The organism is Methylobacterium guangdongense, assembly GCF_038442355.1.
GTDB lineage: Bacteria > Pseudomonadota > Alphaproteobacteria > Rhizobiales > Beijerinckiaceae > Methylobacterium > Methylobacterium guangdongense.
Genome location: NZ_JBBXMX010000003.1, coordinates 342,597 through 363,680, shown reverse-complemented (window position 1 = coordinate 363,680; position 21,084 = coordinate 342,597). Strand labels below are relative to the sequence as shown.

25 protein-coding genes are annotated in these 21,084 nt (G+C 68.8%); 5 read left to right on the top strand and 20 right to left on the bottom strand.

Going from position 1 to position 21,084, the window contains the following annotated elements:
- Positions 1-14: 14 nt before the first annotated feature.
- The 8 genes from AAHG09_RS08805 to AAHG09_RS08770 all read right to left on the bottom strand — a co-directional run bounded on the left by AAHG09_RS08805 (position 15) and on the right by AAHG09_RS08770 (position 5,454).
- Positions 15-299, bottom strand: coding sequence for an acylphosphatase (locus AAHG09_RS08805; protein WP_342106694.1), 285 nt, complete (start codon positions 297-299; stop codon positions 15-17).
- Between the two features lie 56 nt (positions 300-355).
- The gene (locus AAHG09_RS08800) at positions 356-1,204 is read right to left on the bottom strand and encodes a formate/nitrite transporter family protein (RefSeq protein ID WP_342106693.1); all 849 of its coding nucleotides are present in this window, start codon (positions 1,202-1,204) and stop codon (positions 356-358) included.
- A 146-nt stretch (positions 1,205-1,350) separates the two neighbouring features.
- Positions 1,351-1,782, bottom strand: coding sequence for a gamma-glutamylcyclotransferase family protein (locus AAHG09_RS08795; protein ID WP_342106691.1), 432 nt, complete (start codon positions 1,780-1,782; stop codon positions 1,351-1,353).
- A 20-nt stretch (positions 1,783-1,802) separates the two neighbouring features.
- The gene (locus AAHG09_RS08790) at positions 1,803-1,925 is read right to left on the bottom strand and encodes a hypothetical protein (RefSeq protein WP_342106690.1); all 123 of its coding nucleotides are present in this window, start codon (positions 1,923-1,925) and stop codon (positions 1,803-1,805) included.
- Positions 1,922-2,152: a hypothetical protein gene (locus AAHG09_RS08785; protein ID WP_342106689.1), complete on the bottom strand. Its 231-nt coding sequence runs from the start codon at positions 2,150-2,152 to the stop codon at positions 1,922-1,924. The genes AAHG09_RS08790 and AAHG09_RS08785 overlap by 4 nt, the downstream gene beginning before the upstream one ends.
- A gap of 16 nt (positions 2,153-2,168) precedes the next feature.
- Positions 2,169-4,172, bottom strand: a complete 2,004-nt coding sequence (locus tag AAHG09_RS08780; RefSeq protein ID WP_342106688.1) for an acetyl/propionyl/methylcrotonyl-CoA carboxylase subunit alpha — start codon at positions 4,170-4,172, stop codon at positions 2,169-2,171.
- 100 nt (positions 4,173-4,272) lie between these two features.
- The gene (locus AAHG09_RS08775) at positions 4,273-4,713 is read right to left on the bottom strand and encodes a hypothetical protein (protein ID WP_342106687.1); all 441 of its coding nucleotides are present in this window, start codon (positions 4,711-4,713) and stop codon (positions 4,273-4,275) included.
- A gap of 162 nt (positions 4,714-4,875) precedes the next feature.
- On the bottom strand, positions 4,876-5,454 hold the full coding sequence (locus AAHG09_RS08770) for a L,D-transpeptidase (RefSeq protein ID WP_342106685.1): 579 nt from the start codon (positions 5,452-5,454) through the stop codon (positions 4,876-4,878).
- 181 nt (positions 5,455-5,635) lie between these two features.
- Between AAHG09_RS08770 and AAHG09_RS08765 the strand changes: the two genes are divergently transcribed.
- Together AAHG09_RS08765 and AAHG09_RS08760 are read left to right on the top strand one after the other, a co-directional pair.
- A complete protein-coding gene (locus AAHG09_RS08765; RefSeq protein ID WP_342106684.1) occupies positions 5,636-6,565 on the top strand; it encodes a histone deacetylase family protein in 930 nt (309 codons plus the stop codon).
- A 126-nt stretch (positions 6,566-6,691) separates the two neighbouring features.
- Positions 6,692-7,309: a LysE family translocator gene (locus AAHG09_RS08760; protein ID WP_342106683.1), complete on the top strand. Its 618-nt coding sequence runs from the start codon at positions 6,692-6,694 to the stop codon at positions 7,307-7,309.
- Positions 7,310-7,317: 8 nt separating this feature from the next.
- Here the strand turns inward: AAHG09_RS08760 and ribB are convergent, their stop codons facing one another.
- The 6 genes from ribB to AAHG09_RS08730 are packed head-to-tail and all read right to left on the bottom strand — an operon-like array spanning position 7,318 to position 11,957.
- On the bottom strand, positions 7,318-8,394 hold the full coding sequence (gene ribB, locus AAHG09_RS08755) for a 3,4-dihydroxy-2-butanone-4-phosphate synthase (RefSeq protein ID WP_342106682.1): 1,077 nt from the start codon (positions 8,392-8,394) through the stop codon (positions 7,318-7,320).
- 34 nt (positions 8,395-8,428) lie between these two features.
- Positions 8,429-9,529 (bottom strand): chorismate synthase, encoded by a 1,101-nt coding sequence (gene aroC, locus AAHG09_RS08750; protein ID WP_342106680.1) that lies wholly within the window; start codon positions 9,527-9,529, stop codon positions 8,429-8,431.
- A gap of 60 nt (positions 9,530-9,589) precedes the next feature.
- Positions 9,590-9,892 carry an addiction module antidote protein gene (locus AAHG09_RS08745; protein WP_342106679.1) on the bottom strand — a complete coding sequence of 101 codons (303 nt, stop codon included), beginning with the start codon at positions 9,890-9,892 and terminating at the stop codon, positions 9,590-9,592.
- Positions 9,889-10,188, bottom strand: coding sequence for a type II toxin-antitoxin system RelE/ParE family toxin (locus AAHG09_RS08740; RefSeq protein ID WP_342106678.1), 300 nt, complete (start codon positions 10,186-10,188; stop codon positions 9,889-9,891). The genes AAHG09_RS08745 and AAHG09_RS08740 overlap by 4 nt, the downstream gene beginning before the upstream one ends.
- 15 nt (positions 10,189-10,203) lie before the next feature.
- Positions 10,204-10,827 carry a DUF3578 domain-containing protein gene (locus tag AAHG09_RS08735; RefSeq protein WP_342106677.1) on the bottom strand — a complete coding sequence of 208 codons (624 nt, stop codon included), beginning with the start codon at positions 10,825-10,827 and terminating at the stop codon, positions 10,204-10,206.
- On the bottom strand, positions 10,824-11,957 hold the full coding sequence (locus tag AAHG09_RS08730) for an anhydro-N-acetylmuramic acid kinase (RefSeq protein ID WP_342106676.1): 1,134 nt from the start codon (positions 11,955-11,957) through the stop codon (positions 10,824-10,826). Before AAHG09_RS08730 ends, AAHG09_RS08735 begins: the two co-directional genes overlap by 4 nt.
- Before the next feature lie 123 nt (positions 11,958-12,080).
- Between AAHG09_RS08730 and tyrS the strand changes: the two genes are divergently transcribed.
- On the top strand, positions 12,081-13,352 hold the full coding sequence (gene tyrS / locus AAHG09_RS08725; protein WP_342106675.1) for a tyrosine--tRNA ligase: 1,272 nt from the start codon (positions 12,081-12,083) through the stop codon (positions 13,350-13,352).
- Entirely contained in the window at positions 13,349-14,035 is a 687-nt protein-coding gene (locus AAHG09_RS08720; RefSeq protein WP_342106673.1) for a response regulator transcription factor, read from the top strand. Before tyrS ends, AAHG09_RS08720 begins: the two co-directional genes overlap by 4 nt.
- A 5-nt stretch (positions 14,036-14,040) precedes the next feature.
- Here the strand turns inward: AAHG09_RS08720 and tatC are convergent, their stop codons facing one another.
- From tatC to argS, 6 genes are all read right to left on the bottom strand, one after another.
- Positions 14,041-14,841, bottom strand: a complete 801-nt coding sequence (gene tatC, locus AAHG09_RS08715; RefSeq protein ID WP_342106672.1) for a twin-arginine translocase subunit TatC — start codon at positions 14,839-14,841, stop codon at positions 14,041-14,043.
- Positions 14,838-15,410, bottom strand: coding sequence for a Sec-independent protein translocase protein TatB (tatB, locus tag AAHG09_RS08710; protein WP_342106671.1), 573 nt, complete (start codon positions 15,408-15,410; stop codon positions 14,838-14,840). The genes tatC and tatB overlap by 4 nt, the downstream gene beginning before the upstream one ends.
- 82 nt (positions 15,411-15,492) lie before the next feature.
- Complete coding sequence (locus AAHG09_RS08705) at positions 15,493-15,765, bottom strand: twin-arginine translocase TatA/TatE family subunit (protein WP_243919529.1); 273 nt, start codon at positions 15,763-15,765, stop codon at positions 15,493-15,495.
- A 146-nt stretch (positions 15,766-15,911) separates the two neighbouring features.
- Positions 15,912-16,916: a beta-N-acetylhexosaminidase gene (gene nagZ / locus AAHG09_RS08700; RefSeq protein ID WP_342106669.1), complete on the bottom strand. Its 1,005-nt coding sequence runs from the start codon at positions 16,914-16,916 to the stop codon at positions 15,912-15,914.
- Between the two features lie 293 nt (positions 16,917-17,209).
- Positions 17,210-18,577, bottom strand: coding sequence for an SPOR domain-containing protein (locus AAHG09_RS08695; protein WP_342106668.1), 1,368 nt, complete (start codon positions 18,575-18,577; stop codon positions 17,210-17,212).
- A 48-nt stretch (positions 18,578-18,625) separates the two neighbouring features.
- A complete protein-coding gene (gene argS, locus AAHG09_RS08690; protein ID WP_342106667.1) occupies positions 18,626-20,377 on the bottom strand; it encodes an arginine--tRNA ligase in 1,752 nt (583 codons plus the stop codon).
- Positions 20,378-20,615: 238 nt separating this feature from the next.
- On the opposite strand from argS, the gene AAHG09_RS08685 reads away from it, so the two are divergent.
- On the top strand, positions 20,616-21,038 hold the full coding sequence (locus tag AAHG09_RS08685; RefSeq protein WP_342106666.1) for a hypothetical protein: 423 nt from the start codon (positions 20,616-20,618) through the stop codon (positions 21,036-21,038).
- The last annotated feature ends 46 nt before the right edge of the window (positions 21,039-21,084 follow it).

Genomic DNA, 21,084 nt, shown 5'->3' with positions numbered 1-21,084 from the left:
CGGAGCCCGCCGGCTCAGTCGTGCAGGATCTGGAATCCCTGACGATCGGGCGGGTCGTCCTGCTCACGCACGGTGATGTCGGTGACGCGGGCGGCGGGTGGCCCCGACCGGCACAGGGTCAGCATGTCGGCCACAACCTCGGGCGCGCCGCTGAAAACGGCCTCGACGGTGCCGTCCTCGCGATTGCGCACCGAGCCGGTCAGGCCGCGAGCCCGGGCCTCATTCTGGGTCCAGGCCCGATACGAAACGCCCTGCACCCGCCCTTCGATGACGACGGAGACCGTCCGTGTCTCGCCCATGTCGATCCGAACCCGCCCCGGGGACCCGCGCGTGAACCGCGCGGGTCCGGGGGACCTCACTCGGCCGCGATCGGGCGCCGCATGTTCGCCTCGATGGCCGCCGACCGCGTGGCGCCCGTGCGAACGTGCGTGGAGTAGAGCATCAGGCCGGTGAAGGCGATCCCGCCGACGATGTTGCCGATCAGCGTCGGGATCTCGTTCCACAGCAGGTAGTCCATGACGGTCAGGTGACCGCCCATGAGGATCGCCGACGGGAACAGGAACATGTTCACGACCGAGTGCTCGAAGGTCATGAAGAAGAACACCGTGATCGGCATCCACATGGCGATCACCTTGCCGGGCACCGAGGTGGACAGCATGGCGCCGATGACGCCGGTCGAGACCATCCAGTTGCACAGCATGGCGCGCACGAAGAGCGTCAGCATCCCGGAGGCGCCGAACTTCTCGTAGCCGAGCGTCCGGGCCTCGCCGATGCCGGCGATGAGCTTGCCGACGGCGTTCGGCTCGGTGGCGAAGCCGAAGGTGAACACGATCGACATCATCACCGCGGTGGTGAGCGCCCCCGCGAAGTTGCCGAAGAACACCAGCACCCAGTTGCGCGCGACGCCCGCGACGGTGACGCCGGGTCGCTTGTCGATCAGCGCCAGCGGGGTCAGCACGCAGACGCCGGTGAACAGGTCGTAGCCCAGCAGGTACAGCATCGAGAAGCCGACCGGGAACAGCAGCGCGGCGACGAGCGGCTGGCCGGTGGTCTGGTTGATCGTCACCGCGAAGGCTGCGGCCAGCGCCAGGATCGCGCCGGCCATGTAGGCGCGGATGAATGTGTCTTTGGTGGCCATGAAGACCTTCGCTTCACCGGCATCGACGGCCTTCTTCACGAAATCGGCGGGCGCCAGATACGACATGCGGACAACTCCCTCGCAGACGCGCGCCGATCGCCGTTGACCGACGGGCGCCCTGCGCAATCACGGATGGCTGGCCGGGCGCGGTGAATCCCTTCGCCCGCCAGCTCGATCGTGAGCAAGCATGTCGCGTACCAGTTGCGGCGCCGTCAGGCCGGAAGGCCGCGCGACCAACTGCCGAGTTCACGCAGGTAAGCCGGCGGCAACTGCGCCGCGCGCCCCGCCGCCAGGACTGCCTCAAGGTATCCGGGACGTGGGCGACCGGGCGCGGTGGAGCAACCGAGATAGATCAAGGCGCGCTTGACGCCGCCCGACGTCCGGACCGGCAGCGTCGCCTTCGTGTACAGGCCGCCCGCGACGCCCTCGTAGCGGTCGAGGGCCGGAATGTCGTCGCTGGCGAGTTCCCACAACACACCCCAGACGATGCGCATGGGGTCGCGCACCACCGAGGCGTAGCCCTCGCGCATGATGATGAATCGGTAATCCGGCAGATGCCCGCCGCCGATCAGCCGCGAGACCGGGCAACGCAAGGCCATCGCGGCGGCATCCATGTTGGCGCCGTAGGCGAAGTAGAGGGGCATGCCGGACGATTCAGGCGCGCTTACTCGCCCGCTGGACGATCGAGGCGCCGCGCTGCTCGTTCGTTCGCGCGTACGGCCGCATAGGCGATCATCAACGTGAGCGCCGGGATGCCGAACGTGATGAAAAACCAATCGTAATTCACGGCTTCATGCTCCGAAGGGCACGCCTTGCCGCGTAATGTAGTGCGCATCCGGTGCACAGCCAAACGATCGTGAAGACCGCATTGTCAATGCGCATCGCCGGTGCGCTCGCAACACCGAAACTTGCCGCCGTCATCGGGGTGAAGAAGCCGATGACGACGTAAGCGACGGCAACGTTGTTCAGCGCTGTCGCCAGCAGCTTCGTCTGCTCGTTGTGAACCGCACTCACGACGAACGGGAACGGCTCAGGCGAATTCCAGGATCACCGCGTCGACCGCGAGGCTCTCGCCTTCCTTCGCATGGATCTTACCCACGGTCGCGTCCCGCTCGGCGCGGAGCACGTTCTCCATCTTCATCGCCTCGACCACCGCGATCGGCTCGCCGTTCTTCACCTCTTGGCCCTCGGCCACGAGGATCTGCTTCACGAGCCCGGGCATCGGGCAGAGCACCTGCTTGCCCGAACCCGCCTGCTCCTTCACCGGCATCAGCGCGGCGAGTTCGGCTTCGCGGCGGGTATAGACCCGGGCCTCGGCGGCCGCGCCGGCATGCTGCAGGAACACGCCGTTGAGCAGGCTGCGCACCTGGATGGCAACGCGTTCGGACCCGATCGTGCCGATCCAGACCGGCTCGCCCGGGCGCCAAGTGCTCGCGACCGTCAAGGCCTTGCCGTCATCCTGGGTGATCAGGAGATCCTCACCCTCGGGCTCGACCGTGACGGAATAGGATTGCCCGGCGAGGATCACCACACGGTCCCGCTCGAAGGCGAAGAGCCCCGGGGCGCGCATCTGCCCGGAGATGCCGCGCTTGCGCTGGTTGAGCTTGTGGTCGATCGCCGCCGCGGCGGCCATCATCCGGTGCGCCACCTCGCCCGCGGGTTCCGGCGCGGTGAAGCCGTTCGGGAACTCCTCGGCGATGAAGCCGGTGGAGAGGCGGCCCTCCTGCCAGCGCGGGTGCGCCATCAGGGCCGACAGGAACGGGATGTTGTGGCGGATGCCGTCGATCGCGAAGGCGTCGAGGGCCTCGCCCTGTGCGGCGATCGCCTCGGCGCGGCTCGGCGCCCAGGTCACCAGCTTGGCGATCATGGGATCGTAGTGGATGGCGATCTCGCCGCCCTCCTCCACGCCGGTATCGTTGCGCACGATCGCCTTGCCCTGCTGCCCCTCCTCCGGCGGCCGGTAGGTGGTCAGCCGGCCGATCGAGGGCAGGAAGTTGCGGATCGGATCCTCGGCGTAGACGCGGCTCTCCACGGCCCAGCCGTTCAGCTTCACGTCGTCCTGGGTGATCGGCAGCTTCTCGCCGGCCGCGACGCGAATCATCAGCTCGACGAGATCGAGGCCGGTGATCATCTCGGTCACCGGATGCTCGACCTGGAGCCGGGTGTTCATCTCCAGGAAGTAAAAGGACTTGTCTTGCCCGGCGACGAACTCGACCGTGCCGGCCGAATCGTAGTTCACCGCCTTGGCGAGCGCGACGGCCTGCTCGCCCATCTTGCGGCGGGTCTTCTTGTCGAGGAGCGGCGACGGCGCCTCCTCGATCACCTTCTGGTTGCGACGCTGAATCGAGCACTCGCGCTCGCCGAGATACACGACGTTGCCGTGCTTATCGCCGATCAGCTGGATCTCGATATGCCGCGGATCGGTAATGAATTTCTCGATGAAGACGCGGTCGTCGCCGAAGGATGAGGCTGCCTCCGACTTGGCGCGGGCAAAGCCCTCCGCCACCTCATCACCCGAGTGGGCGATGCGCATGCCCTTGCCGCCGCCGCCCGCGGACGCCTTGATCATGACGGGATAGCCGATCTCGTCGGCGATCGTCCTGGCGTGCTCGGGTGATTCGATCACGCCGAGGAAGCCCGGGACGGTCGAGACTTCGGCGGCGGCTGCCGCCTTCTTCGACTCGATCTTGTCGCCCATGGCGGCGATGGCGCCGGGATTCGGGCCGATGAACACGATGCCGGCGGCTTCGAGTGCCTTCGGAAAGGCCTCGCGCTCTGAGAGGAAGCCGTAGCCGGGATGGACGGCCTGGGCACCGGTCTGCTTGCAGGCCTCGACGATCTTGTCGATGACCAGATACGATTCCGAAGCTGCGGCCGGACCGATATGGACGGCCTCGTCCGCCATGGCGACGTGCACGGCGTCGCGATCGGCATCCGAATAGACCGCTACGGTCCTGATGCCCATCTTCCGGGCGGTCTTGATGACCCGGCAGGCGATCTCGCCCCGGTTTGCGATCAGGATCTTGTCGAACATCGCTGGCGCACTGCTTCCGAGATCGCCGGACTGCGCACCGGCTTGACAGTCCCGATAGATCAGTTGCGCGACAGACGGAAGCTGCGCCTTCGGGGGAGGCTCACGCCGCCAGTGCAAAGCTCATGCGCGCGGGCTGGTTGCTGTCGTGGGCCCGGCGGTTGGCTTCGAGGGCGAAGGCCATCAGCGATTCGGCGCTGCCCTGGGCTTCCCGGACGATCTCCATGGCGATCCGCGCGCCGACCGGGCTCGGGCCATCGCGACCGCTGAGCGAAGCGGCGAGCCACGCCGCGACGTCGCGGTCGATGTACCCGGTTGGCCGGGTGCCCCACACGGCGAAATCGACGACGGAGGCCACGAGGAAATCGGCGAAGGCGTCGGAACCGATCACCGCGCGCTCCAGGGCGATCAGCAGGTCGGCCTCTTCGCGGGTCATCAGGCCGTCCGGGAGAACCTCGCGCTGGAGGACCAGCAGGTCCTCGTCGCTGATCGTGCCGGCCGAAACGGCATGGTTGCAGAACTGTTGAACGGAAATCATGGTCATGGTCGCCTGCCTCCCCGACCTTTACTGCGGTCGGCGCTAGTCCCTGTGTGTCTTCAACCTACGGGACGGCTTCCCTGCCAGTCGTTAATGGCCAGATCTGAATGGAAGTTCAGGTAAACACCCCCCAAGCAAGCAGGCTTATCGGGACGTTGACCGGTTGCGTTACCGGACGATGACCGTCGCCCCGACGGGCACGCGATTGTAGAGGTCGACCACGTCGATGTTGCGCATCCGGATGCAGCCCGACGAGACCGCCTGACCGATCTTCTCGGGCTCGTTGGTGCCGTGGATCCGGTACAGCGTGTCCCTGCCGTGATCCGTCAGGTAGAGGGCGCGGGCGCCCAGCGGGTTCATCGGGCCGCCCTGCATGGCGTGGACGTGCGGCCAGCGCTTGATCATCTCGGCGGGTGGGTTCCAGGCGGGCCATTCCGCCTTGCGGTCGACGGACGCCCGACCCGTCCAGCCATAGGCCTCGTCGCCCACCGAGACGCCGTAGCGGAGCGCCTTCCCGCCGGGCTGGACGAGGTAGAGCTGGCGCTCCCTGGTCTCGACCACGATGGTGCCGGGCGGCTCATGGGTCGGATCGTTCATCTCGTAGCGGGCGAAATGCGGATCGAACTCGGCCTCCGGCACCAGCGCCATGAATTCCGCGTCGCGCGCCGACAGGGCGGGATCCGGCACGCCCTTGAAGGTGCAGCCCGCCAGGAGACCGGCACAGACGATGATCGGGACGATGCGCATGAAGCCGGTCTCGACGTTGGATCCTGCACCGAAGACCCTTCGGCGACTGGGGAAATCCTAAGACAACCGGGACAAGCCTAATCGTGACGGGCACGCGGCCGTAGTCCGCGCGTTGCGACCGTGGCACATTGCCGTCTCCTGTTGCAGGCGCGTGACAGGATCGGACCCGGGAGCGACCGTCGTGACCACACTGTACGTGAGCCATCCCGCCAGCTTCGATCACCTCGTGCCGGAGGGCCATCCGGAGCGGCCGGCCCGGATGCGGGCCGTCGAGCGCGCGCTGGAAGACGAGCGATTCGCTGGCCTCGTGCGCGCCTCGGCGCCCCGTGCGGAGCTGGAGACCGCCGCGCTCGCCCATCCCCGCTCCTATGTCGACGCTCTGGTCGCGGCGGTGCCGGAGACCGGCATGGTCGGGATCGATTCGGACACGGTCCTGTCGGCCGGCAGCCTGGAGGCGACGCTGCGCGCGATCGGCGGTGCGACGCACGCGGTCGACGCCGTCGTAGCGGGGGAGTGCCGCAACGCCTTCGTGGCCATGCGGCCGCCGGGTCACCATGCGGAGCGGACCCGGTCCATGGGGTTCTGCCTGTTCAACCACGCCGCCATCGCGGCCCGCTACGCCCAGACGAAGCACGGCGCCGGGCGCGTGGCGCTCGTCGACTGGGACGTCCACCACGGCAACGGCAGCCAGGACATCTTCTGGGACGACGGCTCCGTCCTGTACTGCTCGACGCATCAGATGCCGCTCTATCCAGGGTCCGGCGCGGCCTCTGAGCGCGGCGACAAGGATACGATCGTCAACGTGCCGCTGCGGCCCAACGACGACGGCGAGGTGTTTCGCGAGGCGTTCGAGACCGGAATCCTGTCGCGCCTGGAGACGTTTCGGCCGGACCTGATCGTGATCTCGGCGGGGTTCGATGCGCATCGCCTCGACCCCCTCGCGAATCTACGTCTCGAGGCGGAGGATTTCGCCTGGGCGACGCGTCAGCTGATGAATCTGGCGGACCGTTGCGCGGGTGGGCGCATCGTCTCGGTCTTGGAAGGCGGTTACAGCCTCGAAGGTCTCGCCAAGTCGGCCGCCGCGCATGTCGACGCGCTGATGGGGCGGTAAGCGCGAGCGACGGTTGCGAAATCGCCGGATCCCGCCGTAGCCATAGGCTTTCGGGGGAATCAGGATCATGACAGTGGCGAGCCGATCCCTGTCGCCGGACGTCAGCCGTCGGCCAGGATGTGCGCGATGACGACGGCGGGTTTCCTGGCCTACGCGCTGGCGCTGGGCATCGCCGCCGCGATTCCGGGCCCCGGCGTAGTGGCCCTCGTCGCCCGGGCGCTGGCTTCGGGTTTTTGGGCCGGCATGGCATTCGCCGCGGGCCTGATGCTGGGCGACCTGACCTTCCTGGCGGCCGCGGTCTTCGGGCTGACCCGCGTCGCCGAGGCGCTCGGCGACGTGTTCGTCGTGGTCCGGATCGGCGCCGGCCTGTATCTCGGCTATCTGGCGATTCAGCTCTGGCGCGCCGCAGCGCGCGCGCAGCCCGTCGCGGGGCGGGGCGCCGACCGTCCCTTCGGAAGCTTTTTCGCCGGGCTGACCGTGACGCTCGCCAACCCCAAGACGATCGTGTTCTATCTCGCGGTGCTGCCCACCGTCCTGGATCTCCGGACTGTCACCCGAAGCGACTTTGCCGGGCTCGTCGCCGTCACGGCGCTGGTCGTGGCCGTGGTGATGACGCCCTACGCGGCCCTGGCGTCACGGGCCCGGCAGGCCTTGCAGACCGCAGCATTCCACCGGCGGCTGAAGCGCGGTGCGGCCGCCATCATGGCCGGCGCCGCGATCTGGACGGTGGCGCGCCGCGTCTGACCTTGCCGTCAGGCCTCCAGCGGCTCGTCGCCCAGGTGCTCGATGCCGAAACCCGACAGGCCGACATAGGCGCGCGACGAGGTTGCGAGGTTCCGGAACGAGACCACCCCGAGATCCCGCAGGATCTGCGCGCCGAGGCCGACCTCACGCCACTGGCGGGCGCGCAAAGCCTCGGTGCCCTCGTCTGTGACGCTCTTGACCGGTACGCCCGCGGTCCCGTCGCGAAGATAGACCAGCACCCCGCGTCCCGCGTCCGCGAAGCGCTTCAGCACCGCATCGATCTGCTTGCCGCCGCCGATCACGTCGGCCGCGACGTTGGAGCGGTGAAGGCGCACCAGCACGTCGCGCCCGTCGCCGATCTCGCCCATCACGAAGGCGAATTGCTGGATCGTCTCGAAGGGCGTCGAGAACACGTAGGCGTTCATGTCGCCGTGATTCGACCGGACGGGGAAATGCCCGACCCGCTCCACCAGCCGGTCCCGGGCCTGCCGATAGGCGATGAGATCGGCCACCGAGACCTGCTTCAGCCCGTGCTTCTCGGCGAAGGCCTCGATCTGCGGCCCCTTCATCACGGTGCCGTCGTCGTTGGCGAGTTCGCAGATCACGCCCACGGGCGGCAGCTCGGCCAGCCGGCAGAGATCGACCGCGGCCTCGGTGTGGCCCGAGCGCATGAGCACGCCGCCATCGCGGGCGATCAGCGGGAAGACGTGTCCGGGGCGCACGAAATCGCCGGCGCCCATATTGCCGTTGGCCAGCGCCCGGACCGTGTTGCAGCGCTGCTCGGCCGAGATGCCCGTGGTAAGCCCGTGCTTCACATCCACGGTCACGGTGAAGGCGGTGCCGAGCGGCGCATCGTTCGAGGCGACCATCGGTGCGAGATGCAGCCGTCGCGCCTCGCCCTGCGTGATCGGCGCGCAGACGATGCCGCAGGTGTTGCGGATGATGAACGCCATCTTCTCCGGCGTGCAAAGCGAGGCCGCGACGACGAGGTCGCCCTCGTTCTCGCGGTCGTCGTCGTCGGTGACAACCACGATCTCGCCCTTGGCAAAGGCCGCGATGGCCTCGGTGACGGTGCAATGGGGCACGGGCATTCTCGAAACGTTGGAACTGCGACCGGGATCAGGCCTGCGGCCCGACCTGTCCGCGGTGGCGCAGATAATGATCGGCGAGCACGCACGCCATCATGGCCTCCGCCACCGGCACGGCGCGGATGCCCACGCAGGGATCGTGGCGGCCCTTGGTGACGAGGTCCACCTCGACGCCGTCGCGGGTGACGGAGCGGCGTGACGTCAGGATCGAGGAGGTCGGCTTCACGGCGAAGCGCACCACCACCGGCTCGCCGCTGGAGATGCCGCCGAGGATCCCGCCCGCGTGGTTGGCCAGGAAGCGGGGGCGCCCATCGTTGCCGGCGCGCATCTCGTCGGCGTTGTCCTCGCCGCGGAGCGCCGCCGCCGCGAAGCCGTCGCCGATCTCGACGCCCTTCACGGCGTTGATCGACATCATCGCGGCGGCGAGTTCCGCGTCGAGCTTGCCGTAGATCGGCGCGCCGAGGCCCGGCGGGACGCCCTCGGCCACCACCTCGATCACGGCGCCCACCGACGAGCCGTCCTTCCGGATCGCGTCGAGGTAGCTTTCGTAGAACGTGGCCATCTCCGCGTCGGGGCAGAAGAACGGATTGCACTCGACCTCAGCCCAGTCCCAGCGCGACCGGTCGATGGCATGCGGTCCCATCTGGACGAGGGCCGCCCGGATGGTGATGGCCGGAATGACCTTGCGCGCCACTGCGCCGGCGGCCACCCGCGCGGCGGTCTCCCGGGCGGAGGAGCGGCCACCGCCGCGATAGTCGCGGATGCCGTACTTCGCATCGTAGGTGTAGTCGGCGTGGCCGGGCCGGTAGCTGTCGCGGATCTCGGAATAGTCCTTGGAGCGCTGATCCGTATTCTCGATCATCAGCGCGATCGGCGTGCCGGTGGTCAACTGGCGGCCAGCGGTGCGGTCGTCGGCGAAGACGCCGGACAGAATCTTCACTTGATCGGGCTCGCGGCGCTGGGTGGTGAAGCGTGACTGGCCGGGCTTGCGCCGATCGAGTTCCGCCTGGATCTCCTCCGCCTCCAGCGGCAGGCCGGGCGGGCAGCCATCGACCACGCAGCCGAGCGCGACCCCGTGGCTCTCGCCGAAGGTCGTGACGCGGAACAGGTGGCCGAAGGTGTTGTGCGACATGGCCCGGCTGCCTTAGCGCGGGAGCGGCGGGGGCACAAACGATGGTGCAGAATCCAGGTGCTAGGTCGGCTTCGACACGGCGATCGGCTGTACGCTGAGCCGAAGGCCGATCGCCTTCAGGACGCTCACCAGCGTATCGAGCTGCGGGTTGCCCTTGTCAGACAGGGCCCGGTACAAACTCTCACGGGATCGCCCGGTCTCGAACGCGATCTGCGTCATCCCGCGGGCCCGCGCCACGTCACCGATCGCTGCAGAAATGAGCGCGGGGTCCCCATCCTCCAGCACGGCCTCGATATAGGCCGCGATACGCTCCGGCGAATCGAGATGCTCCACGACGTCCCAGTCTCGGGTTTCGATGGTCATCTGCCCTGCTCCTGCCGGTTGATTGACTGTGCCTGACGGATGTCCCGATCCTGCGTTCGCTTGTCGCCACCGCACAGAAGCAGGACAAACGCCTCGCCGCGTTGAGCGAAGTACACGCGATAGCCCGGCCCATAATCGACACGCAGCTCGCTCACCCCGGCGCCAACGGGTCTCACATCCCCCGGATTTCCCAGCGCGAGGCGCTTGATCCTGACGTTGATCCGGGCACGTGCCTGCTCGTCACGCAACGCGGCGAACCAGGCCGCGAAGATCTCGGTTTGACGAATCGCCGGCATCGCAGCGCAAGTAGCTTATACGCTACATTTATGATCGGAACGCGCCTGCGTATCAAGGCCGCCCCGCGCCTTCATGGCCCGATAGGCCGTGACAGCCACCGCGAGATCGGCCCGCAGCCGCCGCTCGTCGCCGAGCGCGTCGCGGTCGTAGGTGAGCCCCATGATGTGCGCCGCCTCGTAGCCCTCCGGCAGTTCGCCCGCCGTGCCGAGGCTGATCGTTTCATTCGGCAGTCGGTCGGCGAAGTCAGTGAGGCGCGCCCGGAGCATCGCACCGCTCGTGCGGAGCTGATCGCCCGCGCCGGCCCCGTGCTCGCGGATGGCCGCCACGGTGCCCTGCGCCAGCGACAGGTGCACCGCCTCGCGGTGCGCCGGGAAGAGGTAGACGAGGTAGTAGCCCCGCGTCGCGCTGGTGGTGATCGCGGGATCGAAGATCGCGATCCACGGCACGGCCGCCCATTTGCTGCCGCGCCCCGGGCTGCCCTTCACGAGGAAGGGCCCGTCGATCGACGCCAGCGCGTCGCGCAACTCGTCCGGCGCGCCCTTCCGGATCACCGCGGCGAGCGGATGCCGGGCCGGCGGATCGAGCCGGGCGAGCGGGTATTCCTCGATGATCCGCCGAAGGGCGTAGCCGAGGCTCACGGGCGCGCCAGAACCCCGCCGGTCATGGGCTCACGGACCCCGGTGGTCGATGGGAAGGTGATCGGCAGCCCCTGCAGCGAGCGCACAGCCAAGTAGGCGAAGGCCTGCGCCTCCAGGTAGGCCGATGACCAGCCGATCGCGTCCGCGGTCGTGATCTCGCTGCGCAGGTGGTAGTTCAGCAGCCGCACCAACTCGCCGTTGCGCGCGCCGCCGCCGGCCACGATCCAGCGGGTCGGGATCTCCGGGGCGTGGTCGAGGGCTCGGGCCACGGCCCGAGCCGTGAAGGCGGTGAGCGTGGCGGCGCCGTCCTCGGTCGAGAGCTGGCCCGCCAGCTTGTGCGAGAACCAGTTCCGGTCGAGTGATTTCGGCGGCCTGCGGAAGAAGAATGGGTGCGTTAGCAGCCACGCGAGGAGCTGCTCGTCGGGCCGGCCGCGGGCGGCGGTGCGGCCGCCATCGTCGAGGTTCTTGCCCTCGCGGTCCTGCATCCATTCGTCGATCAGGGCATTGCCGGGGCCGGTATCGAAGGCGATGACGCCGCCCTTTGAATCGATCAGGGTCGCGTTGGCGACGCCGCCGATATTGAGGATGCCGAACGGCCCGTCGAAGCCTGAGGCCTCGGCGAGCGCTTTGTGGAACACCGGCACCAGCGGCGCCCCCTGCCCGCCGGCCTCGATATCGGCCCGGCGCAGGTCGGACACCACGGGGATGCCGAGCCGCGTCGCCAGCGCCTGCCCGTCGCCGATCTGAATGGAAAGGCGCTGGTCCGGCCGGTGGATCACCGTCTGTCCGTGAAAGCCGATGACGTCGATCTCGGACGCGGTGAGGCCATTCTCCTCCAGGAAGCGGTCCACCGACTCGGCATGGGCCTGCGTGACGAAGGCTTCCGCCTCCGGCAGGCGACCGGGCCGGTCGCCGGGGTGGAGGACGGATTCCGCATCCTTCGTGGCCGCGCGCAGGAGCGCCTTCTCGTCATCCGTGTAGCCGCGGTATCCGGTCGGCCCCAGCGGTTCCAGGAAGTTGTTGTGCCCCTTGACCACGTGGACCCGCTCGCCGTCGGTCTCGATCAGCGCGATATCGACGCCGTCCAGCGAGGTGCCGCTCATCAGTCCGATCGCGCGCATCATCGCCATGCCGTTCCGCCCCGTGCCTTTCGGCCAACGCCCTGCTAAGAGCCCGCCGTATCCTGAACCCAGCGCGAGCTAGCATGCGGGGCCTCGGCCTGTCGCGCCAGCACGCGACCCGAGATTGTATCCATGACCGCCGAGAGCTTCGCGCCGAAATCCGATTTCCTCCGGATCCTGACCGAGCGCGGCTATATCCACCAGACCTCCGACCTCGCCGGGATCGATGCGGCCGCCGTTGAGGGCCGGCTGACCACCTATGTCGGCTACGATTGCACGGCGCCCTCCCTCCATGTCGGGCATCTGCTGTCGATCATGATGCTGCACTGGCTGCAGGCCACCGGCGGACGGCCGATCGCCCTGATGGGCGGTGGCACCACCCGGGTCGGCGACCCGTCTGGCCGCGACGAGACGCGCAAGATCCTCACCGTCGAGCAGATCGACGCCAACAAGGCCGAGATCCGTAAGACCTTCGACCGGTTCCTGCGCTTCGGCGAAGGCGCGAACGACGCCGTGATGGTCGACAACGCCGAGTGGCTGACGAAGCTCAACTACATCGAGATGCTGCGCGATGTGGGCCGCCATTTCTCGGTGAACCGCATGCTGTCGATGGACAGCGTGCGCCTGCGCCTGGAGCGCGACCAGGAACTCTCGTTCCTTGAATTCAACTACATGATCCTCCAGTCCTACGATTTCGTGGAATTGAACCGCCGCTACGGTTGCGTGATGCAGATGGGCGGCTCGGACCAGTGGGGCAACATCGTCAACGGCATCGACCTCGGCCGCCGCATGGGTACGCCGCAGCTCTACGCCCTGACCTGCCCGCTGCTGACCACATCGTCGGGCGCCAAGATGGGCAAGACCGCCGCCGGCGCCGTCTGGCTCAACCCCGACATGCTGAAGCCCTACGATTACTGGCAGTTCTGGCGGAACACCGAGGATGCGGACGTGGCCCGCTTCCTCAAGCTGTTCACCCTGCTGCCGATGGAGGAGATCACGCGGCTCGCGGCGCTCGCCGGCTCCGAAATTAATGCCGCCAAGATGGTGCTGGCCACCGAGGCGACGGCCCTGATGCATGGCCGCGAGGCCGCGGAGGCGGCGGCCGAGACGGCGCGCAAGACCTTCGTGGAGGGCACGCTCGCGGCCGACCTGCCCAGCGTCGCGGTGCCGGCCGCCACGCTGGAGGCGGGGCTCGGCGTGCTGACGGCCTTCGGGCCGGACATCGCCAAGCTCGTGCCCTCGACGAGCGAGGCCCGGCGCCAGATCAAGGGCGGCGGCCTGCGCGTCAACGACGTGCCGGTCACGGACGAGAAGGCCATGCTCGGCCAGGGCGACCTGACGGCCGATGGCGTCATCAAGCTCTCCTTCGGCAAGAAGCGGCACGTGCTGCTGCGGGTGGAATGACCACCGCGGCCAGCATCCTGGTCATCGACGACGAGCCGCCGATCCGGCGTCTGCTCCGGACCGGCCTCGGCACGCAGGGCTACGCGATCGTCGAGGCCGGGGATGGCGCAACGGCGCTGGCGAGCCTGGAGGCGGGGGGCATCGACCTCGTGATCCTCGACCTCGGCCTGCCCGACATGGCCGGCCATACGCTCCTGGCGGCGATCCGCGACCGATGGGCGGATCTGCCGGTCCTTGTTCTGTCGAGCCGCGACGACGAGCGCGGGAAGGTCGAGGCCCTGGATCTCGGGGCGGACGACTACGTGACCAAGCCGTTCGGCATGAACGAATTGCTCGCCCGCATCCGCACGGCGCTGCGGCATCGGCTCGCCATGCAGGGCGAGCGGCCCGTCTTCCGGGTCGACGACCTCTCGGTCGATCTGGTGCGCCGGATCGTGCGGGTCGGCGCGCGCGAGGTGAAGCTGTCGCCGCGCGAATACGAGTTCCTGCGCGTGCTCGTGCAGCATGCCGGGAAGGTGCTCACCCACGCCCAGCTAATGCGCCACGCACCGGCCTCGTCAGACCCGCAATACCTGCGTGTCTACATTCGGCAGCTGCGGCAGAAGCTGGAGCCGGACCCGGAGCGCCCGCACTACCTGCTTACCGAGACCGGTGTCGGCTACCGCCTGCGCGCGCCGGATTGAGCGGCCTACGGATCCAATCCCTCTTCGATCCGCCGCGCGGTGCGCAGCTTTTCGACCCGGGCCACCGAGAAGATGGACGCCTCGTAGAGGAGCAGCATCGGAATCGCGAGCGAGAGCTGTGAGATCACGTCCGGCGGCGTCAGTACGGCGGCGGCGACGAACACCAGCACGATGGCGTAGCGGCGCTTCTCGCGCAGGAACGCCGCGTCGATGATGCCGATCTGTCCGAGCAGGGTCAGGATGACCGGCAGCTGGAACGCGATGCCGAACGCGAAGATCAACGTCATGATCAGCGAGAGGTATTCGTCGACCTTGGGCAGCAGCTTGATCGTCGGCTCGCCGGCCACGCCTACCTGCTGGAGCGAGACCGAGAACTTGATCAGCAGCGGCATCGCCAGGAAGAACACCACCAGCGCGCCGAGCAGGAAGAAGATCGGCGTGGCCACGAGGTAGGGCAGGAACGCCTTGCGCTCGTTCCGGTACAGGCCCGGAGCCACGAAGGCGTAGATCTGCGTGGCGATCACCGGAAAGGCCAGGAAGGCCGCGCCGAAGACGCTGAGTTTGATGTTGGTGAAGACCTGTTCGAGGAAGTGCGTCGCGATCAGCTCGGCGTTCTGCGCGCCAACCACCGAAACGTAGGGGTAGACCAGAACGTTGTAGATGTCGCGCGAGAAGAAGAAGCACAGGAAGAACATCACCACGAAGGCAATGAGCGACTTGATCAGCCGCGCACGCAGCTCGATCAGGTGTTCGAGCAGCGGAGCCCGGGAGGCTTCGATCTCGGCCTCGTCGGCGTCGGTGATCATTGGACAGCGGCGCCGTTCTTCGGATCGACGGGAGCCTGATGGGGAGCCGGCCGGGCTTCCGTCTCCGGCGGCGGCCCGAACGGATCGTCGACCGAGCCGGGAACCGGCAGCGGCGCTTCCGCGGCAGGAGGTTCCGGGGCGGGATGCGGTTCAGCGGATGCCACATCCGGCGCGGAAGGCAGGGCTTCCTGCTCGGCCTTGAGCTGCGCCGTGGCTTCGGCGAGGGAGCGCGTCTCGTCAGGCAGCGGGGGACCGAGCGTCTCCGACCCGACCTTGGCCCGCCCCTCGACCGCCCCCTTCAACTCGTCGCGGATCGTCTGGACGGGGTTGAAGGTCGAGCCCATGCCGCGCACGGTGTTGCGGATGCCGTCGACCTCGCGGCGCACGTCATCGAGCTCCGCCTCGCGGATCGCCTCGTTGAACTGCATCTGGAACTCGCCGGCCATCCGCCGCAGCTTCGAGGTGATCTGCCCGACGGTGCGCAGCGCCTTCGGCAGGTCCTTCGGCCCGATGACGATGAGGGCGACGCCGCCGATCAGCATCACCTCGCCCCAGCTCATGTCCAGCATGTCGTCGACGGTCCTGCTGCCCGGGGAACCGAAGCTCGGTTCCCGTCAGGCTCTACACCAGCGCACGTCCCGTGGCAGTCCCCTAGACCGGCTTGCGCTCGCCGCCGGGGATGTGGCTCGCCGGGATGGCGGTGCCGGGGCTGGTCTCGGCGGTGTGCGGAATCGTGCGGACGGGTTCGCTCGGCGGCACCACGGTCGGGCTCGCCGGCGGCGTCTCGTCCTCCGCCATGCCCTTCTTGAACGCCTTGATGCCCTTGGCGACGTCACCCATCAGGTCGGAGACCTTGCCGCGCCCGAAGAGCAGCATCACGATGACCGCGACGATGACCCAGTGCCAGATACTCATGCTGCCCATGGCAACCTCCTGCGTGCGCCCCGGAAAGCGGGAGCGGGACGCCACGTCCGGTTGAGGATTTCGGGGCGAACCTAGGGATCACGCCGCCCGAACACAAGCACGGGCAGTGCCAGAGGCGGTGGAAGGCCGCGGTGGAAGGCCGCGGGTCAGGCGGCCGCCAGGGCCGCGGCGAACTGCGCCCGCGCCTCCGGTACGTCCAGATCGTCGCCGGCCGGATCGAGCCGCGCCAGCGCGGCGTCGGCCCGGTCCGCGGCGCGTCCCGAGAGGGCTGGGGCCGCCTCGGCGACGGCGCGCATCTCGTCCATCGCGCCGTTGCAGTGCAGGCCGATATCGATGCCCGCCGTGAAGGCCCGCTCGGCCCGTTCGCGGAAGGTCCCGCTCAGGGCGTGCATCGACAGGTCGTCGGTCATCAGCAGGCCGTCGAAGCCGATCGCGCCCCGGATCACCTCGCGGATGACCGTGGCGGATTGCGTGGCCGGGCGCTCTGGATCAAGGTCGGTGAAGACCACGTGGGCGCTCATGGCCATCGGCAGATCGGCGAGCGCCTTGAACGGGCGGAAATCCTGCGCCGACAGCGCCTCGCGGCTGGCGTCCACGATCGGCAATCCGTGATGGCTGTCGCAGGCGGCGCGGCCATGCCCCGGGATGTGCTTCATCACCGGCAGGACCCCGCCGGCCATGAGGCCTTCGGCAACCGCCCGGCCGATCGCGGCGACGGAGCCCGGGTTCGTCCCGTAGGCCCGGTCGCCGATGATGTCGTGCGATCCCGGAGCCGGGACGTCGAGGACCGGAGCGCAATCGACGTTGATGCCGACCTCCGCGAGATCGTGCGCCATCAGGCGCGCGCCGAGCCGGGCGATCGCCGTGGCGCTGCCGTTCAGACGTCCATACCGGCCGCCCGCCGGATAGGCCGGCCAATGCGGTGGACCCATGCGCTGGACCCGGCCGCCCTCCTGATCGATCAGGATGGGCGCCGTCTCACGGCCGAGGCAGGCGCGCAGGGCATCCGTCAGGGTCCGCACCTCGTCGGGCGTACCGATGTTGCGCTTGAACAGGATGAAGCCCCAGGGCCGCACGTCGCGGAAGAAGGCGGCCTCCTCGGCAGAAAGCGACTTGCCGGCGCAACCGAGAATCAGGGCACGGGAGGTCATCGGGACGTCTCAACAGGACTCGGTGGGTGCGCGACGCGAAGACACGCTCGGCCAGGCCAACTCGATGCGTACAGAGTCGGGCGGGAACGGGGAGTCGGCAAGCCGAATCGACGACAAGCCGCCAGGACGAGATGCGCGAGCCGAAAGTGTTGCCGTCAGGACTCGGATCCGGAGCACGGCCTGCTCAGCGCGGCCGACGCCCACAGGGTCCGACCCCGATCGACATCGCGAGCGTGACGGGACGGACCGCGATCGGCCCCATCACGACGACCGGCAGGAGGACGCCCGGCGTGTCAGTTCTTCGCCACGAAGCACTGCCCGCCCGCGCTCTGCAGCGAGCTGCACAGGCTCGACGCCGCGGCCTTCTCAAGCGGCCCGACGCGGACGCGGAAGATAGTCTTGCCGTTGACCTCGGCCTGACGGATGAGCTCCGGCTTGCCGGCGAGCTGGCTGTACTTGCCCTGCATCTGATGCAGAGCTGCCCGCGCTTCGGCGGCCGAGCCGCGGACACCGAGCTGCACCGCGAACCCGCCGACCGCGCCACTGGTCACGGCCGTGTCGTCGGACCGGGTGGTGCTGGCGGTGGTATCCGGCAGGGAGACCGGACCCGCGGTGGCGACGCGCTGGGCGGCCTTCGGCGGCGGCTTGACGGCCACGGGCTTCGGCGGCGGCGCCTCGACGGGGGACGGAGCCGGGGCCGCCTCGACCGGGGCGGGTATGGCCGGCGGCGCGCCTGCGGCGGCCTGGCGGCTGGGCTTGGCCCTCGACGCCGGCGGCGGCGGCTCGTCGGTTGGCAGCACCATGGTGGGGATGGGCGACGGGCCCGCATCGGCCTGTGCCGCCTCGCGGGCCGGCGGTGCGGGCGGCGCCTCGGGCTTCACCGCGACGGTCCGGACACGGCGCGGCTCGCCGAACGCCTCGAACGGGCCATTGCCCGGCGTCGTGCCGCCCTGGCTCGACGGGCTGAGCGTCGGGCCCTGCGCCGCGCGCGCCGCCTCGGCCACGTCGAGGGGCTGCTCCTCGCGGTTCACGATCTTGATCTGGCCGTCCTTCTTGCCCTTCGGATCGTAGATCTGCCGGTTCTGATCGGGAATCTCGACGCCGTCGGCCACCTTGGGCGCGACCTTCAGGGGCGTCGAATCCGCCTGCACGACCGGTACCCCGCCGTGGCTGCCGCCGTGCAGGCCCTTGTAGGTCAGCGCCCCGGTGACGGAGACCGCCACGACGGCGATGCCGGCGGCCACGGAGACGAGCCGGCGCCGCGGATTGGCACGCGACAGGGGCCGGTCATCCGCGTAGGTCTCATCGACGCTGCTGGCGGCTGCATCGCCCATTCCGGCGTAGGGCGCCTCCTCGTGCGTGTCGCGTTCGACGGAGGCGAGATACTGGTCGAAGGCGTCCGCCGGCGATGCCTTGACGGGCTCCGGGGCGAAACTCGGCTCGATCCGCCCGTTCCAGCCGGTCGGGGTCTCGGGCGGTGCCGCGGCGCGCATCTGATCACGGGCTGCCAGGAGGGCGCGGAACGGGTCGTCCTGCCCGACGATCCGGGCGAGCTCGGCCAAGGGATCGGCCTTCGCCGCGCCCTGCCCCCGCGCATTCTCGTGATGCATATCGCGCGCGAGGGCGTCCAAATCGACCTGAGCGCGCGAAGCGTTCGTCATGGCAGCATCCTCACATCAGCGCCGGTCCGGGGACCGCCGTGAGCGGCCCTATCGCATCTCGTCCGGCGCGGTCACACCAAGTACCGCGAGGCCCGCCGCGAGCGTGCTCCGAAGTGATTCGGCGAGCGCAAGCCGGGCCCAGGTCGACTTTCGATCGGTTGCATTAACAAACCGTAATTGCGGCAAGTCTTTGCCCTTGTTCCAGAAACTATGCAGCGCAGAAGCGGTTTCATAAAGGTGGAACGCGATCCGATGCGGCTCGTGGGCCGCCGCGGCTGATTCGATCACGCGTGGGTATTGGGCGATGAGCCGCATCATCTCGGCTTCGCCCGGATCGGTGAGCAGGCCGAGATCCGCCTCCGCGACCAGCATTGCCGGCGACAGGTCGGCCTGCGGAAAGGCCTCCCGCGCTTGCCGCTGGACCGAGCGCACCCGGGCATGGGCGTACTGCACGTAAAAAACCGGATTGTCCTTCGTCTGCTCGACCACCTTGGCGAGGTCGAAATCCAGCGTCGCGTCGTTCTTGCGATAGAGCATCATGAAGCGGATCGCGTCGCGACCGACCTCGTCGATGACGTCGCGCAGGGTGACGAACTCGCCGGCGCGCTTAGACATCTTCACGGGCTCGCCTGCGCGCAACAGCCGCACGAGCTGGCAGAGCTTGACGTCGAGCGTCGCCTTGCCGTCGCTCACGGCTTTGACGGCGGCCTGCATGCGCTTCACGTAGCCGCCATGGTCGGCCCCGAGCACGTCGATCAGCTCGGTCGCGCCCGCGAGATACTTCGCCCGGTGATACGCGATGTCGGAGGCGAAGTAGGTGTAGGACCCGTCGGACTTCAGCAGCGGCCGGTCGCTGTCGTCGCCGAACTCCTTCGTGCGGAACAGCGTCTGCTCGCGGTCCTCCCAGTCCTCCGGGAGCTGGCCCTTCGGCGGCGGCAGGCGGCCCTCGTAGACCAGACCGCGCTCGCGCAACTCCTGAAGCAGCGCCTTCACGGCGCCGCTCTCCTGCAGCGTCTTCTCGGAGAAGAACACGTCGTGGCGGATGCCGATCGCTTCCAGGTCGGCGCGGATCATGGCCATCATCATGGCAAGCGCGGTCTCGCGCACCACCGGCAGCCACTCCGGCTCAGGCTGGTCGAGAAGGGCGCGCCCGTGGTCCGCCGCGAGCTTGGCGCCTACGGGCTTCAGGTAGTCGCCCGGGTACAGGCCCTCTCCGATCGCGAAGGACTCGCCCAGCGCCTCGCGGTAGCGCTGGAAGGCCGAGCGGGCCAGCACGTCGACCTGCGCACCGGCGTCGTTGATGTAGTATTCCCGGGTCACCGTCCGGCCGGCGGCGACCAGCAGGTTGCACAGGGCATCGCCGAACACCGCGCCGCGGCCGTGGCCGACATGCATCGGCCCGGTGGGGTTGGCCGAGACGTACTCGACGTTGATCGGACCGCCCGGCATCTGCGCCCGGCCGAACGCCTCCGGCGCGCTGAGCGCGCTGCGCAGCACGGCATGGAAGATCTCAGGATCGAGCCGCAGGTTGATGAAGCCGGGGCCGGCGATGCTCACCTCTCGAATCCGCGGGTCGGTCCGCAACTCCGCGGCCAGCGCCTCGCCCAGGGCCTTCGGGTTGGTCCGCGCCTCCTTGGCGAGCACCAGCGCGGCGTTTGTGGCGAGATCGCCGTGGGACGGATCGCGCGGCGGCTCGACGACCACACGGCCGAGATCCAGCCCCTCCGGCAGCTGGCCGGCGCGGGTCAGCGCCTCCACGGCCTCGCGTACGCGCACCTCGAACAGGGCGAATATGTTCATCGTCTCGGTCTCGCTGGCGGGGAACCTGCCGCCCGGCTGGATCGGGCTGCGTCCGCCCCGGCCGTCTAGCAAGGGGGCGGGAGGGTGTCACGGCGCGGTTGCCGCCCGGCGCGCCGGCGGAACCGCGCCCGCCTCTCCCCTGCGGTGACTACCGAGGCGGGCGAGAGCGACTTGTTTCGTCCGATTGAAGACGGTGTCGTTCGCACCGGTCACGAATCCCCGGATCGCGGAGACACCGATGAAGACCTTGACGATCGCCGGCTCGGCGCTGTGTGCCCTCATCCTCGCAGCGCCGGGCGCGGAAGCGCGCGGCTTCCGGGGCGGCGGGTTCCACGGCGGACATTACGGCGGCGGCTATGGCGGTTTTCGCGCGGGAGGCTACGGCTACCGCGGCGGATATGGCTATCGCGGCGGCTTCTACGGCAACCGCTACGGTTACGGCTACGGCCGGAGCTACGGTTACGGCTATGGCCGCGGCCTCGGATACGGTCTGGCGGGTGCGGGTCTCGGCCTCGGGCTCGGACTGGCCGCGGGCAGCCTCTACGGTGGCTACGGGTATGGCGGCTACGGCTACGGTTACCCGGCGGGCTACACTGGCTATGGCTACGGGTATGGCTACCCGGTCACCTACGGCGGATACGGATACGGCTGCGGCTGCTGATCACGGCCCGTCGCTCAATGACGGCGGACGCGGCGGGAGGGCCTGA

What these genes read in the sequence shown, in the direction of transcription:
- AAHG09_RS08805 (WP_342106694.1), bottom strand. Translation starts at nt 299, where the DNA reads ATGGGCGAGACACGGACGGTCTCCGTCGTCATCGAAGGGCGGGTGCAG.
- AAHG09_RS08800 (WP_342106693.1), bottom strand. Translation starts at nt 1,204, where the DNA reads ATGTCGTATCTGGCGCCCGCCGATTTCGTGAAGAAGGCCGTCGATGCC.
- AAHG09_RS08795 (WP_342106691.1), bottom strand. Translation starts at nt 1,782, where the DNA reads ATGCCCCTCTACTTCGCCTACGGCGCCAACATGGATGCCGCCGCGATG.
- AAHG09_RS08780 (WP_342106688.1), bottom strand. Translation starts at nt 4,172, where the DNA reads ATGTTCGACAAGATCCTGATCGCAAACCGGGGCGAGATCGCCTGCCGG.
- AAHG09_RS08775 (WP_342106687.1), bottom strand. Translation starts at nt 4,713, where the DNA reads ATGACCATGATTTCCGTTCAACAGTTCTGCAACCATGCCGTTTCGGCC.
- AAHG09_RS08770 (WP_342106685.1), bottom strand. Translation starts at nt 5,454, where the DNA reads ATGCGCATCGTCCCGATCATCGTCTGTGCCGGTCTCCTGGCGGGCTGC.
- AAHG09_RS08760 (WP_342106683.1), top strand. Translation starts at nt 6,692, where the DNA reads ATGACGACGGCGGGTTTCCTGGCCTACGCGCTGGCGCTGGGCATCGCC.
- aroC (WP_342106680.1), bottom strand. Translation starts at nt 9,529, where the DNA reads ATGTCGCACAACACCTTCGGCCACCTGTTCCGCGTCACGACCTTCGGC.
- AAHG09_RS08745 (WP_342106679.1), bottom strand. Translation starts at nt 9,892, where the DNA reads ATGACCATCGAAACCCGAGACTGGGACGTCGTGGAGCATCTCGATTCG.
- AAHG09_RS08740 (WP_342106678.1), bottom strand. Translation starts at nt 10,188, where the DNA reads ATGCCGGCGATTCGTCAAACCGAGATCTTCGCGGCCTGGTTCGCCGCG.
- AAHG09_RS08730 (WP_342106676.1), bottom strand. Translation starts at nt 11,957, where the DNA reads ATGGCGATGATGCGCGCGATCGGACTGATGAGCGGCACCTCGCTGGAC.
- tyrS (WP_342106675.1), top strand. Translation starts at nt 12,081, where the DNA reads ATGACCGCCGAGAGCTTCGCGCCGAAATCCGATTTCCTCCGGATCCTG.
- AAHG09_RS08720 (WP_342106673.1), top strand. Translation starts at nt 13,349, where the DNA reads ATGACCACCGCGGCCAGCATCCTGGTCATCGACGACGAGCCGCCGATC.
- tatC (WP_342106672.1), bottom strand. Translation starts at nt 14,841, where the DNA reads ATGATCACCGACGCCGACGAGGCCGAGATCGAAGCCTCCCGGGCTCCG.
- tatB (WP_342106671.1), bottom strand. Translation starts at nt 15,410, where the DNA reads ATGCTGGACATGAGCTGGGGCGAGGTGATGCTGATCGGCGGCGTCGCC.
- AAHG09_RS08705 (WP_243919529.1), bottom strand. Translation starts at nt 15,765, where the DNA reads ATGGGCAGCATGAGTATCTGGCACTGGGTCATCGTCGCGGTCATCGTG.
- nagZ (WP_342106669.1), bottom strand. Translation starts at nt 16,916, where the DNA reads ATGACCTCCCGTGCCCTGATTCTCGGTTGCGCCGGCAAGTCGCTTTCT.
- AAHG09_RS08695 (WP_342106668.1), bottom strand. Translation starts at nt 18,577, where the DNA reads ATGACGAACGCTTCGCGCGCTCAGGTCGATTTGGACGCCCTCGCGCGC.
- argS (WP_342106667.1), bottom strand. Translation starts at nt 20,377, where the DNA reads ATGAACATATTCGCCCTGTTCGAGGTGCGCGTACGCGAGGCCGTGGAG.
- AAHG09_RS08685 (WP_342106666.1), top strand. Translation starts at nt 20,616, where the DNA reads ATGAAGACCTTGACGATCGCCGGCTCGGCGCTGTGTGCCCTCATCCTC.